We start from the raw sequence: 14,989 nt of genomic DNA, 5'->3' as shown, positions 1-14,989 counted from the left end.
GCGTCTGACGCGATCGGTACTCGTGCGAGGTTTCCTCGGCGTCTGACGGAATCGGTACTCAGGCGTCGGCGAAGGAGCGAGCGAAGAGGTCGGTCGTGACCTCCCATGCCCGGGTCGCGGCGGCTTCGTCGTAGGTCGGGTGGTCCGGCCAGGTGAAGCCGTGGTCGGCGCCCTCGAAGGTCTCGACCGTCACGTCGTCGACAGGCTCCACCGCGTCGAGGAAGTCGCGGTGCATCGCGATGGACTGCACCTCGTCGGCCTCGCCGATCGCGAGGTACAGCGGAACGGGGATCTCGCTCGCGGTGCGGTGCGGCGAGTCCTCGCCGTCATCGACCAGGAACGACGGGTGCCACGTCGCCCCGGCGACCACCCGGTCCGGCTCGGACATGATCCGGCGGAACACCGCGCGGGCGCCGAGGCAGAAACCGATCGTCGCGATCGGGGTCGACGGATCGACACCGGCCGCGACCAGAGCCCGGTCGGCGTCGTGCTGGATCCCGTCGTCGGTCAGCGAGGTGAGCCAGGTGCGCATCGCCCTTCCGACGTCGGGGTCGGTGTCGCGCATCTCCGGTTCGACGCCCAGGAGGCGGCCGTGGCGGTGGTACAGGTCGGGCGTGACCACCCGGTAGCCCGCGTTCGCCAGCCGGCGCATGAACACGTGGGTCGCTGATCGGATGCCGGGGCCGTCGTGGAACATCAGCACCACCGGCCACTCCCCACCGTCGGGTGCTGGTCCGACGGGCTGCTTGACGAGCACCGCCATCTCGCCGTCGTCGGTGGTCGTGTCGAGGATGCGCTCGTCGACCTCGGGCTCGTCGTCGGGTCCCATGTCCATGCACGAGACCGTACGTCCCGCTGCCGGCGTGGACCCGATCCGACGCCGCCCCCATCCGAGGGGCTCCGACGGTCCGCCGACGACACCTGCGCCAGTACCGAATCCGCCAGTACCGAATCCGTCAGACGCCGACGACACTCGACGACACTCGACGACACTCGACGACACTCGTACCGAATCCGTCAGACGCCGACGACACTCGTACCGAATCCGTCAGACGCCAACGGCACTCAACGGCACTCGAAAGACGTTCGAGTATCGGATCCGTCTGACGGGGAAGTGACTCGGGGTCAGGTGCGGAAGGGCGGGTCGAGGACGGCGCCGGCGCGGTGGTTGAGGGCGCGGATCACGCGGTCCTCGCGGTGGCTCCCGAGCAGGCTGACGGTCGCCGTCGCGAGCGCGAAGCGCCGACCCTCGACCGCCGGCAACCCGCACCAGCGCGCGATCAGGATCGCCAGGAGGTGGCCGTGCGCGAACACCACCGCATTGCCGTCGGCGACCTCGGCCTCGAGGCGGGCCAGGAAGCGGTCGGCGCGCTCGCCCACCGCCTCGACCGACTCGCCACCGACGATCTCGTGGGTCCACACCGACCAGTCGCGGATCCGCTCGCGCGTCGCGGGCGTCGACTCGCCCTCGTAGTCGCCGTAGTCCCACTCGACGAGGTCGTCGTCGACGACCAGACCGCACGACGGATCGACGAGTCGACCGGTCTCGCGCGCCCTCGCCAGCGGGCTCGTGTACGCCCGCTCGAGGTGCCAGCCCGCGAGGGTGCGAGCCGCCGCCCGTGCCTCGTCGCGGCCCCGGTCGGTCAGCTCGATGTCCGTCCGGCCGGTGTGGCGCCCCGAGCGCGACCACTCGGTCTCACCGTGGCGGATGACGAGGAGTTGGGTGCCCACCGGCCCATCCTCGCTCACCTCCCGCCGCGCCGGCGCCCCCGCGCAGCACGGGAGCGGCCGAAACAGGCCCGAAAACTTCCGCTGGTACTGTCCGTCCGGTGCCCCGGACCATCCCGAGAGTCGACGGCGACCGGCTCCTGCGACGGTTGCTCGAGCTCGGTCGGATCGGCGCCATCGAGGGGACCACGGGGTGCTGCCGACTGGCCCTGACCGACGCCGATCGCGACGGCCGCGACCTGGTGCGAGCCCGGATGGACGAGCTCGGCCTGGACGTCGAGGTCGACGGGATCGGCAACGTCGTCGCGACCATGCCCCACCCGAGCGGGCGGGCGCCGGTGATGACCGGATCGCACATCGACACCGTCGCGACCGGTGGGCGCTACGACGGCAACCTCGGGGTGCTCGCGGGCCTCGAGGTGATCGAGACCGTGATGACCGAGGGGATCGAGCTCGCCCGCCCACTCGCCGTCGCGTGGTTCACCGACGAGGAGGGCGCCCGCTTCGCTCCCGACATGCTCGGCAGCCTGGTGTACGTCGGCGGGATGCCGATCGAGGAGGCCCTCCAGATCACCGATCGCGACGGAGCGTCGGTCGGCGCCGAGCTGGACCGCATCGGCTACCGCGGCACCGCGCCGATCCCGGGCCGGGCACCTCACGCGTTCGTCGAGCTGCACATCGAGCAGGGCCCGGTGCTCGAGGACGCGGGTCTGCGGATCGGCGCGGTCGAGGGGGTGCAGGGGATCTCGTGGACCGAGCTCACCCTCACGGGTCGCTCGTGCCACGCCGGGACGACGCCGATGCGCCTGCGGCGCGATCCCGGCGTGGTCGCGTCGCGCGTCAACCTCTTCGTGCGCGAGCTCACCGGCCGCCTGGGCGGGACCCAGGTCGGCACCTGCGGGGTGATCGCCCCGACCCCGAACCTGGTCAACGTGGTCCCGTCGACCGTGACGATGACCGTCGACCTGCGCAACACCGACGACGCGGTGCTCACGGACGCCGAGGACGAGCTCGCCGAGTTCGTCGCCCGGGCCGCGGCGGACGAGGGGGTCGAGGTCGCGGCGCGCTCGCTCGCCCGGTTCGCGCCGGTCGAGTTCGACCGCCGCGTGGTCGACCTCGTCGCGACGGTCGCCGACGACCACGGGCTCGACCACCGACGGATGCCGTCGGGCGCGGGCCATGATGCGCAGATGTTCGCGCGCATCTGCCCGACGGCGATGATCTTCACGCCGAGCGTCGACGGGATCAGCCACAACGTCGACGAGCTCACCCACCCGGCCGACCTCGAGGCGGGGGCGAACGTCCTGCTCGACGTGATGCTGCGGCTGGCCGAGACGGAGTTCGCGTGAGCGCGCGCTCCGCCGTCGACGTCTCCCACGAGCCCCGCGAGCTGTGGGTGGGCGCCGCCCAGCTCGGACCGATCGCACGCGACGCGACGCGCGCCGACGTCGTCGAGCGCCTCCTCGACCTGCTGCGACGCGGCGCCCGGTACGGGTGCGACCTGATCGTCTTCCCCGAGCTCGCGCTGACGACCTTCTTCCCCCGGTGGATCCTCGACGAGGGCGGCGAGGGGCCGATCGCGGGGGACACCGCCGAGCTCGACTCCTACTACGAGACCGAGGTCCCCGGCCCGTCGACGCAGGTGCTGTTCGACGAGGCGAAGCGGCTCGGGGTCGGCTTCTGCCTCGGGTACGCCGAGCTCACCCCGGACGGCCACCGGTACAACACCTACGTCCTCGTCGACTCGACGTCGCGGATCGTCGCCAAGTACCGCAAGGTGCACATCCCCGGTCACGAGGCGCACGAGCCGTGGCGCCGCTTCCAGCACCTCGAGCGGCGCTACTTCGAGGAGTCGTCGGACGGCTTCGGCGTCCACGACGCGTTCGGGGGTCGGGTCGGGATGGCGATCTGCAACGACCGCCGCTGGCCCGAGACGTACCGGGTGATGGGGCTGCAGGGGGCCGAGATCATCCTCATCGGCTACAACACCCCGCTCGACTACGCCCCCGACCCCTCCCAGAACCCGCTGCAGGCGTTCCACAACCACCTGGTGATGCAGGCCGGCGCGTACCAGAACGGGACGTGGGTGGTCGGAGTCGCAAAGGGCGGGATCGAGGAGGGCGTCGAGTCGCTCGCCCAGACGGCGATCATTGCCCCGTCGGGCCAGATCGTCGCGCAGGCGACGTCGATCGGCGACGAGCTGGTCACCGCGCGCTGCGACCTCGACATGTGCGACCGGTACAAGAGCACGCTGTTCGACTTCGACCGCTACCGCCGCCCGGAGATGTACTCGATCATCACCGATCCGACGACGCGCTCGCTCGCCGAGAGCCGCGCCCGCGCCCGCCCCGAGTTCGCGACCCCCGCCGGCACCCAGCGCGCCCCGGTCCCCGTGCCCGACGACGTCGCCGACCTCCGGGCGCGGTCCGCGGCGCACCTCGACGACGCCCGACCCGGACCGACCGGCTGATCCCCCACCCCGACGGAGCCCGACATGACGCAGTTCGAACTTAACGGTGAGACCGTCACCGCACGAGACGACCACCCCCACCTGCTCGCCGCGCTGCGCGAGGAGCTCGACGTGACCTCGCCGAAGGACGGGTGCTCCCCGACCGGGCAGTGCGGCTGCTGCACGGTGCTCATCGACGGCAAGGCGCGCATCGCCTGCCAGACGTCGATGGACAAGGCCGCGGGCGCCGAGGTCCAGACGCTGGAGGGCTTCGACCCCGCGGAGGTCGCGCGCATGGCCGACGCGTTCGCCGCGTGCGGCGCGCTGCAGTGCGGCTTCTGCACCCCCGGCATCGTGGTGCGCACCAAGGCGCTGATCGACAAGCACGGCACGGACCTCACCCGCGAGCAGGCGTCGCGGCACATGGGCGCCCACCTCTGCCGCTGCACCGGCTACATCAAGGTGCTCGACGCCGTCGAGGCGCTGGCGCACGACGACGTCCCGGTCGTCGTCCAGCCGGGCGGGGTCGGGTCGCGCGGGGTCAAGTACGAGGGCCGCGAGCTGTCGATCGGCACCCGCGACTTCATCGACGACATGCGCCCCGAGGGGATGCTCCACGGCGCGCTCCACCTCAGCGCCCACGCCCGCGCCGACGTCGTGTCGATCGACACCGCGTCGGCGGCCGCGATGGACGGGGTGCGCGCCGTGCTCACCGCCGACGACATCCCCGCCGCCCGCCGGGTCGGGCTGATCCACAAGGACTGGCCGGTGATGATCCCCGAGGGCGGGCGCACCTCCTACCTCGGTGACGTGCTCGCCGTGGTCGTCGCCGACACCCGCCAGCTGGCGCGCGCCGCGGCCGAGGCGGTCGACGTCACCTACGAGGTGCTCGAGCCGATGGTCGACCCGGTGCGCGTCGTGGACAGCGACGAGCCCGCGGTCTGGGAGCTCGACGGCAACCGCCTCTCGACGTCGGCGTACACCCGCGGCGACGTCGACGCGGCCCTCGCCGCCTCGGCCCACACGGTGAGCGAGACGTTCCAGACCCAGCGCATCGAGCACGCCTTCCTCGAGCCCGAGTCGACCCTCGCCGTGCCGACGATGGCACCCGGCGCGCCCGACGGTGACGAGCCCGAGTCGCTGCACGTCTACTCGGGTGGCCAGGGCATCTGGGACGATCGGAACGACATCGCGGCCGTGCTCGGCGTCGACACCGACCGGGTGACGACCGAGCTCGTCTCGAACGGCGGAGCGTTCGGCGGCAAGGAGGACATGTCGAACCAGGCGCACACGGCGCTCGCCGCCTGGACGCTCGGGCGACCCGTGAAGATCACGCTGTCGCGCGAGGAATCGCTGCTGATGCACCCGAAGCGCCACCCGATCCGGATGACCTACGAGGCCGGGTGCGACGCCGAGGGCGCGCTGAGCGCGATCCGGGTCCGGATGATCGGTGACTCGGGGCCCTACGCATCGGTCGGGATGAAGGTCCTCGAGCGCGCGGCGGGGCACGCGACCGGGCCGTACCTGTTCGACCACGTCGACGTCGAGGCGATCGCGGTGCGCACCAACAACTCGGTGTGCGGCGCCTTCCGCGGGTTCGGCGCCAACCAGGCCCAGTTCGCGATGGAGGGCGTCATCGAGCGCCTCGCCGAGCAGGTCGGGATCACCGGCTGGGAGATGCGCAGCCGCAACGTCGTGCGCCCCGGCACCGTGTGGGGCCCGGGTCAGAAGATGGACGACGGCTGCGACGGCGCACGCCTGTGCCTCGACGCGGTCAAGCCCGCCTACGACGAGGCGCTCGCTGCCGGCAAGGCCGTCGGGATGGGCCTCGGGCTGAAGAACTCCGGGCTCGGCAACGGCTTCGTCGAGATCGCGAAGGCGGTCCTGCGCTACGGCGAGGACACCGCGGACGGCCCGGGTCGCGTCGAGGTGCGCCACTGCTGGACCGAGATGGGCCAGGGGGTGCACACCGTGTGCCAGCAGGTCGCGATCGAGGAGCTCGGCATCCCCGCCGAGCGCATCGACGTGATCGTCGACACGACCCGCGAGCTCGGTGCCGGCCAGACCACGGGCAGCCGCGGCACCCTGATGGGGGCGGGCTCGGTCAAGGCGGCGTGCGAGGCCGCGAAGGCCGACGGGTGCCGCCCCGGCGTCGACTACGAGGGTGAGTACGTCGTCGACTGGACCGACTCGCTGGCCGACCTCGCGGAGGGCCGCGTCGAGTTCCCGGTGATCCACTCGACGTTCGGCTACGCCGCCCAGGTCGTGGTGATGGACCCCGAGACCGGCGAGGTCGAGAAGGTGGTCGCAGCCCACGACGTCGGGCGTGCGGTCAACCCGATGCTGTGCGAGGGCCAGATCGAGGGGGCGGTGCACATGGGCCTCGGCTACGCCCTCAGCGAGGGCTTCCCGTGCGACGAGAGCGGGTTCCCGACCAACACCAACCTGCGCAGCCTCGACATCATCCGACCGAAGGACATGCCCCCCGTCGAGGTGATCCTCGTCGAGTCCCCGCAGCCCGACTCCCCGTACGGGATCAAGGGGGTCGGCGAGATCGGTCTCGTCCCGACCGCCGGAGCGGTGGCCGGCGCGATCCGACGGGCCACCGGCGAGTGGCACACCGAGCTCCCGATGCGCAACGAGTCGAACCGGGAGCGCGCGGGTGCCTGGACCTGACCCCGGAGATCGGCCACGCAGCGCGAGCGCGTCCGGCGACGATCTGGACGACATCGAGCAGGCGTGGGGAGCCACCACGCCCGGCCTGGTGTGCGCCCACCACCACCTGTACTCCGCCCTCGCCCGCGGGATGCCCCCGCCGCCGAAGGACCCGACCAGCTTCCACGAGATCCTCGAGAACGTCTGGTGGCGCATCGACCGCGCCCTCGACCACGACATGATCGAGTGGTCCGCCAAGCTCGCGGCGCTCGAGGCGCTCGAGGCCGGGTGCACGGCGATCATCGACCACCACGAGTCCCCCGAGGCGATCGAGGGGTCGCTCACCGTGATCGCCGACGCGTGCAACGAGGTCGGGGTGCGCGTCAGCACCTGCTACGGGATCACCGACCGCCACGGACCCGACGGGGCTCGACGCGGCCTCGCCGAGAACGACCGCTACCTGTCCGAGCTCCGCGCTGCCGATCGCTCCGCCGACCCCGCCGCCGAGGGCGCCGGGATGCGGCGCGGGATGGTCGGCGTCCACGCCGCGTTCACCTGCACCGACGACCAGCTCGCCGCGGCCGCGGAGCTCGCCGAGTCGCACGGGGTCGGTGTCCACGTCCACGTCGCCGAGGGGATCGACGACGTGGGCGCGCCCGAGCGGATCCGCGACCTCACCCGCGACGACTGGCTGCTGATCCACGGCGTCCACCTCCCCGACGACCACGGCCTGCGCGGGACGATCGTGCACAACCCCCGGTCGAACATGAACAACTCGGTCGGCTACGCCGATCCCTCCCGGTTCGCGAACCCGGTGGCGCTGGGCACCGACGGCATCGGCGCCGACATGTTCTCCGAGTTCCAGATCGCCCACCTCGCCCATCGCGCCCACGACGTGTCGGCGTCGCCCGAGAGCTCGTGGTCCTGGCTGCAGAACAACCAGACCCTCTTCGCGGAGGCCGGCCAGGACCTCGTGCGCTGGAGCTACGAGCCGCTCGACGCGTGGCACGTGGCGTTCACCCCGACGATCAACGCGCTCGAGGTCCACGTCGGCGGCCGACCGGCTCTGATCGACGGGGTGCCGACGCGGGTCGACGCCGCCGAGATCCGTGCGAAGGCGGGAGAGCAGGCGGTGCGCCTGCACCGCGCTCTGCGGTCCTGACCCGCCACGTCCCCCGTCGGCGCCGGTCGCGTCGGTCGGCTCCCACCCGAGCGGACGCGCCGACGCGCGAGGGCTTCACGGGTGCGAAACACCCCGGACACGCGCCACGCCTACCGTTCGCGGCGTGCTCGACGACCGACCGTCCGACCGTCGCGGTCCCGGCGATCCCGTCCCGACCGCCCCCGTCCCCGTCGCCTCCGTCCCCGTCCCCATCCCCGTGGTCGACTGGACGTGGATCCCGAAGGTCGAGCTCCACTGCCACCTCGAGGGCACCATGCGCCCCGACACGGTCGCCGATCTGGCCGCCAAGAACGGCGTCGAGATCGGGACCCCCGACCCGACGTCGCTGTACGACTACGACGACCTCACCGGGTTCCTCGACGTGTTCTGGCTCGTGCAGTCGGTGCTCGTCGAGCCCGACGACTGGGAGCGCCTGGCGTTCGAGTCGATGTGCGACGGAGCCCGCCACGGCCTGCGCCACCGCGAGGCGTTCTTCACGCCGTCGCGCCACCTCGCCGCCGGGCAGGACCTCGCCGGGATCGTCGCCGCCCTCGACAGCGGCCTCGCCGTCGCCGAGCGGGTCACGGGGGCGACCTGCACCCTGATCTTCGACATCGATCGGGACTTCGGGCCGACCATCGCCGACGACCACGTCGGGCGCCTGGTCGAGCTGCGCCGCAGCGGAGCGCCCGGAGCCGATCGCGTCGTCGGGATCGGGATGGACTCGACCGAGCTGGGCATCGACCCGATGTCGTTCGCCTCGGCCTACGAGATGGCCGGTCGGTCGGGGCTGCGACGCACCGCGCACCAGGGCGAGAGCTCGCCGGCCGCCGCGATCCGCGCCGCGGTCGACGGCCTCGGGTGCGAGCGCATCGACCACGGCATCTCGATCTTCCAGGATCCCGAGCTCGTCGCACGCTTCGCCGACGAGCAGATCCCGTTGACGGTGTGCCCGAGCGCGAACGTGCGGATCAACCCGAGCCTCGTCGCCGACCTCGACGACCACGTGTTCCCGGCGATGCGCGACGCCGACCTGCTCGCCACGTTGAACACCGACGACCCGGCGCTCGTCGGTCTCGACCTCGACTCCGAGTACGCGGCGTGCGCGGACGCGTACGGCTACGACACCTCCGACATGGTCGAGCTCGCGCTCGACGCAGTGCGCGCCTCGTGGCTCGACTCGGGCGACGCGACCGTGCTGATGGCCGAGATCAAGGCGGCGGCGGCCGACGCCCGGTCGCGGGCGGCGGCGGCCGACGCCCGGTCGCGGGCGGCGGCGGCCGACGCCCGGTCGCGGGTGGCGGCGGCGGCGGGCTGACGGTCGGGGGAGCCGGCGGAGCTCCCCCGTGGCGCTCGAGCCGGCCAGTTCGTACAGTCGGGATCGCGATGGACCAGACACCCCCGCTCACACCGATGTCCCTGCCGGCGCTCCTCGCGCGGATCGAGCACGAGTGGGAGACCCGCGGTCGGATCTTCGACCTGGTGACCGCACGGTTCTGGAAGCCCGACCCCGACGTCGACCTGTCGTTCGACTTCCTCGGTCGCCGTGCCGCGACCCCGATCGGGCCAGCGGCCGGTCCGCACAGCCAGATGGCCCAGAACATCGTCCTCGCCTGGCTCGGCGGGTCGCGCCTGTTCGAGCTGAAGACGGTGCAGGTGCTCGACGATCTCGACATCGCCCGCCCGTGCATCGACATGCAGACGGTCGGCTACAACATCGAGTGGAGCCAGGAGCTCACGGTCTCCGCGAGCCTGGAGGAGTACGTCAAGGCGTGGATGATCATCGAGATGCTCCGGCGGTGGGAGCCGATCGCCGACCTCGTGGGTCGTGAGGAGGACGGCGGCCCCGGGCCCCACGTGTTCGACATGTCGGTCGGATACGACCTCGAGGGCATCCGCTCCGACAAGGTCGCCGGCTTCATCGACGCGATGGCCGACGCGACCGACGAGATCGAGCGGCTCCGGTCCCAGATCCCCGAACACGGCGCGTTCGCCCGCTTCCGTGACCTCGACTTCCCGACGGCGATCTCCGACACGATCACCCTGTCGACGTTCCACGGCTGCCCGCCCGACGAGATCGAGGCGATCACGAAGCACCTGATCGATCGCCACGACATCGACGTCATCGTCAAGCTCAACCCGACCCTGCTCGGGCCCGAGCGCGTCGCCGAGATCGTGCACGACACCCTCGGGTACGGCGACGTCGAGCTGGTGCCGTCGGCGTTCGACGACGACCTCCCCTTCGACCGTGCGATCACCCTGATCGACGAGCTCCACCGCCACGCGCTGGGCGCCGGTCACCGGTTCGGGATCAAGCTGACCAACACCCTGGTCGTGGCCAACACGAAGGGCTGGATGCCCGAGGACACGATGTACCTGTCGGGCGCACCGCTGCACGTGCTCGCCACCGCGGTGCTCGAGCGGTTGGCCGGCGCCCTGCCCGGACGCCTCCGGATCCCCGGCCACGACGGCGACGACGCGGACGCCGACGCTCCCGGCGGCGGCGGCGACATCATGGTCAGCTTCTCCGCGGGCGTGAACCGGGGGAACGTGGCCGACACGATCGCGATGGGCGTGCGGCCGGCGAGCGTGTGCAGCGACCTCCTGCAGCCGGGTGGGTACGGACGGCTCGCACCGATGCTCAAGGCGCTGTCGAGCGCCGTGGTCGAGGCCGGCGCCACCGACCTCGACGGGTTCCGCTCGGCCGGGCTCGACGCCGCCCGGGCCAGCGGCCACCGCGACAGCGCGTCCGCCCACCTCGCCGCCGTGACCGGACCCGACCTCGGCGACTACCACCTCGACGGCAACTCCAAGCTGCCGCGCAGCGTCGACCACGCGCTGCAGATGTGGGGCTGCGTGGCGTGCAACTTCTGCGTCACGGTGTGCCCGAACGACGCGTTCTTCCAGGTCCCCACCCCCGACTCGCTCTCCGCCGAGCTGGAGGCGGCCGGCGTCGAGTCACCCGGTCGCCAGCAGTACCTCCTGCTGAGCGAGCTGTGCAACGAGTGCGGCAACTGCCTCACGTTCTGCCCCGAGGAAGGCGACCCGGCCATCGTCAAGCCCCGCCTGTACCTCGACGAGTCGCGCTTCGAGGCCGCCACGGGACCGCGCTTCCTGCTCGACCTCGCGTCCGACGACGGCGACGGGCTGGGGATCACGGCCACCGACGGCGCCGGGTCCGAGGTGACCCGCCTGCGCACCGTGCTGACCTCCGACGGGGGGCTCCCGCTCCCGACGTCGTCCCCCGACTGAGGCCCCGGCCGTCGCGCCGGCTCGACCGGACCGGCCCCTCCCGTTCGACGGATCGCTCGACGCCGACGGGGCGGCTCGAGGCGTTCACACGGCCGAAACAGGGGTTTTCCTAGGCTGTGCTCGTCCCGGTGGCCCATGCCGGCGGCGACCGTCCCGTCGATGCCCACCGCACCCACACACCGTCACGATCCGGTCGCGATCGGCGACGAGGAGACGGCCGCCCGGGGCCGCCCCACCGGTCCGGGCGACCCGGTCCCCACGTCCACCCGGCCCCGGTCCGCGCGCTCGATCGGCCCGCTCACGGCGCTCGTCGTGCCGCTCGGAGCCGTCGTCGCGGCCCTCGCGGTCGGTGCGATCATGCTGCTCGCGCTGGGGACGAACCCGCTGCGCGGCTACGCGGCGCTGTTCGACGGGGCCTTCGGAGGGTGGGATGCGCTCGCCGACACCGCGCTGAAGGCGATGCCGCTCCTGCTCGTGGGCGTCGGGATCTGCATCGCCTTCCGCACCGGTGTCATCAACATCGGCGGGGAGGGCCAGATCATCGCCGGGGCGATCGTGTCGACGGTCGTCGCGCTGGCGATCCCCGCGACGCCGCGCGCCCTGCTCGTGCCGACCGTCCTCGTCGCCGGCGCCCTCGGTGGCGCGCTGTGGGGAGCGATCCCCGGAGCGCTGAAGGCGTACGCCGGGGTCAGCGAGATCCTCTCGACGATCATGATGAACATCGTCGCCGCCCAGCTGCTGAGCTTCCTGCTGCAGGACCTGCTCATCGAGGAGGGTGCGATCCGCATCCAGCAGACCGAGCGCCTCGACCCGAACGCGCACCTCCCGCTCCTCCCCGGCGGCACCCGGCTCCACCTCGGGGTGGTGATCGCCGTGGTCGTCGCCGTCGCCGGGTACGTGCTGCTGTTCCGCAGCTCGCCGGGCATGCGCCTGCGATCGGTCGGGCACAACCCCGATGCGTCGCGCTACGCAGGGATGACCGTCGACCGCAGCATCGTGCAGGCGATGGCCTTCAGCGGGGCGTGCGCCGGGATCGCCGGCGCGATCCTCGTGATCGGCAGCGAGTCCCACCGCCTGATCGGCGAGGGCGGTGCGGCGTCGTTCACCCAGAGCGCCGGGTTCAACGGGATCGTCGCCGCGCTGTTCGGCGCGCTGCACCCCCTCGCCACGATCCCCGCGGCGTTCTTCTTCGGGGGCATGCTCACCGGTGGGATCCGCCTCCAGCAGGAGCTGCAGGTGCCCGCGGCGCTGATCGTCGCGCTGAACGGCGTCGTGGTCGTGTTCGTGGTGGCCAGCCTCAAGCTGCGCTCGCGCCTCGAGCGCTGGGCCGGCCGGCACGGCGGCCGCACCGGACCCGACGACCGCGACGGATCGGGCGCGCCCCCGCCACGTCGCACCGATGCCGCCGTCACGGCGGCCGACGAGGGCGCGGAGCGCGCCGGGGCGGCGGTCGTGTGATGTGGAGCGAGTTCTTCACGGCCTCGGTGCTGGTCGCCACCCTCGCGTCGGGCATCCGGCTCGCCACGCCGTTCCTCCTCGCCGCGCTCGGCGAGGCGATCGGCCAGCGCAGCGGGGTGCTCAACCTCGGCGTCGAGGGCGTGATGCTGATCGGCGCGTTCGGCGCTTACTTCACCAAGCTGCGCACGGGCAGCACCCTGCTCGCGATCGGCGTGGCCCTCGGCGTCGGTCTCGTGATGGGCCTCGTCTACGCGTTCATGACCGTGGTGATGCACGCCGAGCAGGGCATCAGCGGGATCGGGATCTTCCTGTTCGGGCTCGGGTTCACCGACCTCGTGTTCCAGAAGCAGGTCGGCACCCCGACGCCGGTCCCGAAGCTCAGCGCGGTCGAGGTGCCGCTGCTGTCCGACATCCCGTGGATCGGCGAGGTCCTCTTCCAGCACAGCCCCCTCGTCTACGTCGCGTTCCTCCTCGTCCCCATCGCGTGGTACGTCGTCAACGAGACGACCTTCGGGCTCGACCTGCGAGCGGTCGGCGAGACCCCCGAGGCGGCCGACACCCTCGGCGTGAGCGTCGCGCGCATCCGCACCCAGACGATCCTGATCGGCAACATGATGGCCGGGCTCGCCGGTGGCTCCCTCGCGCTCGAGGTCGCGATCTTCCAGCAGAACCTGACCGCCGGACAGGGCTTCATCGCCATCGCGCTCGTCTACTTCGGTGCCTGGCGCCCGGGCGGGGTGATGGCCGGCGCGCTGCTGTTCGGGATCGTCTCGGCCACCGTGCTGCGCCTCAAGACGCTCGGCATCGTCGAAGGGGCGTCGTCGAGCCTGCTCGCGATGGCTCCCGCGGTGCTCACGATCGTGGTGCTCGTGATCGTCAGCCGCCGGATCGCCGCCCCCGCCGCGCTCACACGCCCCTTCGATCGGGCGACGTCGTGACACGGCACCCGACCGCCACCGGTCCGAGCGGCACCCGCCCGAGCCGCACCCGCCCGAGCGGCTCCCGTCCGAGCGGCACCCGCCCGGCCGCCAGCAGTCCAACCGACACCGAACACCGACGCAGGGGGAGGACCCGCGCATGACCACCCGACGAACCACCACCACGACCCGAGCAGGACGAGGCGCCCGTGCCACCCGCGCGGGGCGCTCCACCACGACACGCGCCACAGGTGCGGTCGCGGCGCTCGCCCTCGTCGCGAGCGCCTGCGGCAGCGACGGGATCGACGAGGCCGCGTCCGACGTGGTCGACTCGGTCGAGGACGTGACCGGCACCGTCGACCCCGACGTCGCGGACTCGGTCGACGACGTCGTCTCCGACGTCGTCGAGACCGTCGACAGCGCGCTCGACGGGGCCGGCGTGTCGTCCGACGACGATGCGGCGTCGGGGACGACGCGGATCGGCATCGTCGCTCCGAGCGCGAGCAACGACCTCGCGTTCACCCAGTCGATCGTCGACTCCGTCGACCGCCTCGACACCGACGTCGACGTGCAGATCACCGACGGCACCTTCGTCGTGGAGGACGCCGCCGCCGCCATCCGGGGCTACGCCGAGGACGGCGTCGACCTCGTGATCGCCCACGGCTCCCAGTACGGCGCTCCGCTCCAGGAGATCGCGCCCGACTTCCCGGACACGTCGTTCGCGTGGGGCACGTCGGTCGACACGTTCGGCCTCGACAACGTGTTCGCCTACACCACCCGAGCCGACGAGGGCGGCTACGTCAACGGCGTCATGGCCGCCCAGCTCACCGAGTCCGACACGATCGGCGTGGTCGGCCCGATCGAGGTCGGCGACGCGAAGCTCTACGTCGACGGCTTCGAGGCCGGCGTCGCGGCGCAGGACCCCGCCGTCTCCGTCACGGTGAACTACATCGAGTCGTTCAGCGACGTCGCCCTCGCGTCCGAGGCCGCGAACGCCCTCGTCGAGTCCGGCGCCGACGTCCTCACCGGCACCGCGCAGATGGTGGTCGGAGCGACCGGCGTCGCCCAGGAGGCCGGCATCGCGTGGTTCGGCACCCAGTCCGACCAGACGCCGCTCGGGCCCGACATCGTCGTGGCCTCGCAGGTGTACCACTGGGAGGTCGTGCTGAGCGAGATCATCGACTCCCTCGCGTCGGGCACCGTCGGCGGCGAGACCTTCACCCTGAGCTTCGAGAACGGCGGTCTCGAGATGGAGTACAACGACGACTTCGATCTGCCCGCCGACGTGCGCACCGCCGCCGACGAGGCGGTCGCCGGGCTGGTCGACGGCTCCATCACGACCGGCGTCAGCTGAGCCGTCGCTCGTCG

General features: G+C 72.1%; 11 protein-coding genes. 9 read left to right on the top strand and 2 right to left on the bottom strand.

Going from position 1 to position 14,989, the window contains the following annotated elements:
- Positions 1–58: 58 nt before the first annotated feature.
- Positions 59–835, bottom strand: coding sequence for a dienelactone hydrolase family protein (locus tag ACOOHC_RS01355; RefSeq protein WP_420452216.1), 777 nt, complete (start codon positions 833–835; stop codon positions 59–61).
- A 290-nt stretch (positions 836–1,125) separates the two neighbouring features.
- On the bottom strand, positions 1,126–1,731 hold the full coding sequence (locus tag ACOOHC_RS01350; RefSeq protein ID WP_420452215.1) for a histidine phosphatase family protein: 606 nt from the start codon (positions 1,729–1,731) through the stop codon (positions 1,126–1,128).
- Between the two features lie 98 nt (positions 1,732–1,829).
- Between ACOOHC_RS01350 and ACOOHC_RS01345 the strand changes: the two genes are divergently transcribed.
- The 9 genes from ACOOHC_RS01345 (at position 1,830) to ACOOHC_RS01305 (ending at position 14,975) form a co-directional block, all read left to right on the top strand.
- Positions 1,830–3,077: a Zn-dependent hydrolase gene (locus tag ACOOHC_RS01345; RefSeq protein WP_420452214.1), complete on the top strand. Its 1,248-nt coding sequence runs from the start codon at positions 1,830–1,832 to the stop codon at positions 3,075–3,077.
- Positions 3,074–4,198, top strand: coding sequence for an N-carbamoyl-D-amino-acid hydrolase (locus ACOOHC_RS01340; RefSeq protein WP_420452213.1), 1,125 nt, complete (start codon positions 3,074–3,076; stop codon positions 4,196–4,198). Before ACOOHC_RS01345 ends, ACOOHC_RS01340 begins: the two co-directional genes overlap by 4 nt.
- Positions 4,199–4,222: 24 nt before the next feature.
- A complete protein-coding gene (locus ACOOHC_RS01335) occupies positions 4,223–6,853 on the top strand; it encodes a molybdopterin-dependent oxidoreductase (RefSeq protein WP_420452212.1) in 2,631 nt (876 codons plus the stop codon).
- Positions 6,840–7,994 carry an amidohydrolase family protein gene (locus ACOOHC_RS01330; RefSeq protein ID WP_420452211.1) on the top strand — a complete coding sequence of 385 codons (1,155 nt, stop codon included), beginning with the start codon at positions 6,840–6,842 and terminating at the stop codon, positions 7,992–7,994. The genes ACOOHC_RS01335 and ACOOHC_RS01330 overlap by 14 nt, the downstream gene beginning before the upstream one ends.
- Before the next feature lie 124 nt (positions 7,995–8,118).
- Complete coding sequence (gene add / locus ACOOHC_RS01325; RefSeq protein WP_420452210.1) at positions 8,119–9,312, top strand: adenosine deaminase; 1,194 nt, start codon at positions 8,119–8,121, stop codon at positions 9,310–9,312.
- 68 nt (positions 9,313–9,380) lie between these two features.
- The gene (locus ACOOHC_RS01320) at positions 9,381–11,246 is read left to right on the top strand and encodes a 4Fe-4S dicluster domain-containing protein (protein ID WP_420452209.1); all 1,866 of its coding nucleotides are present in this window, start codon (positions 9,381–9,383) and stop codon (positions 11,244–11,246) included.
- 159 nt (positions 11,247–11,405) lie between these two features.
- Entirely contained in the window at positions 11,406–12,704 is a 1,299-nt protein-coding gene (locus ACOOHC_RS01315) for an ABC transporter permease (protein WP_420452208.1), read from the top strand.
- Entirely contained in the window at positions 12,704–13,642 is a 939-nt protein-coding gene (locus ACOOHC_RS01310) for an ABC transporter permease (RefSeq protein ID WP_420452207.1), read from the top strand. Before ACOOHC_RS01315 ends, ACOOHC_RS01310 begins: the two co-directional genes overlap by 1 nt.
- Before the next feature lie 139 nt (positions 13,643–13,781).
- Positions 13,782–14,975 carry a BMP family lipoprotein gene (locus ACOOHC_RS01305; protein ID WP_420452206.1) on the top strand — a complete coding sequence of 398 codons (1,194 nt, stop codon included), beginning with the start codon at positions 13,782–13,784 and terminating at the stop codon, positions 14,973–14,975.
- Positions 14,976–14,989 lie beyond the last annotated feature (14 nt).

The organism is Ilumatobacter sp. (assembly GCF_965215205.1).
Lineage (GTDB): Bacteria > Actinomycetota > Acidimicrobiia > Acidimicrobiales > Ilumatobacteraceae > Ilumatobacter_A.
This window is presented reverse-complemented; position numbering and strand designations above follow the sequence as displayed.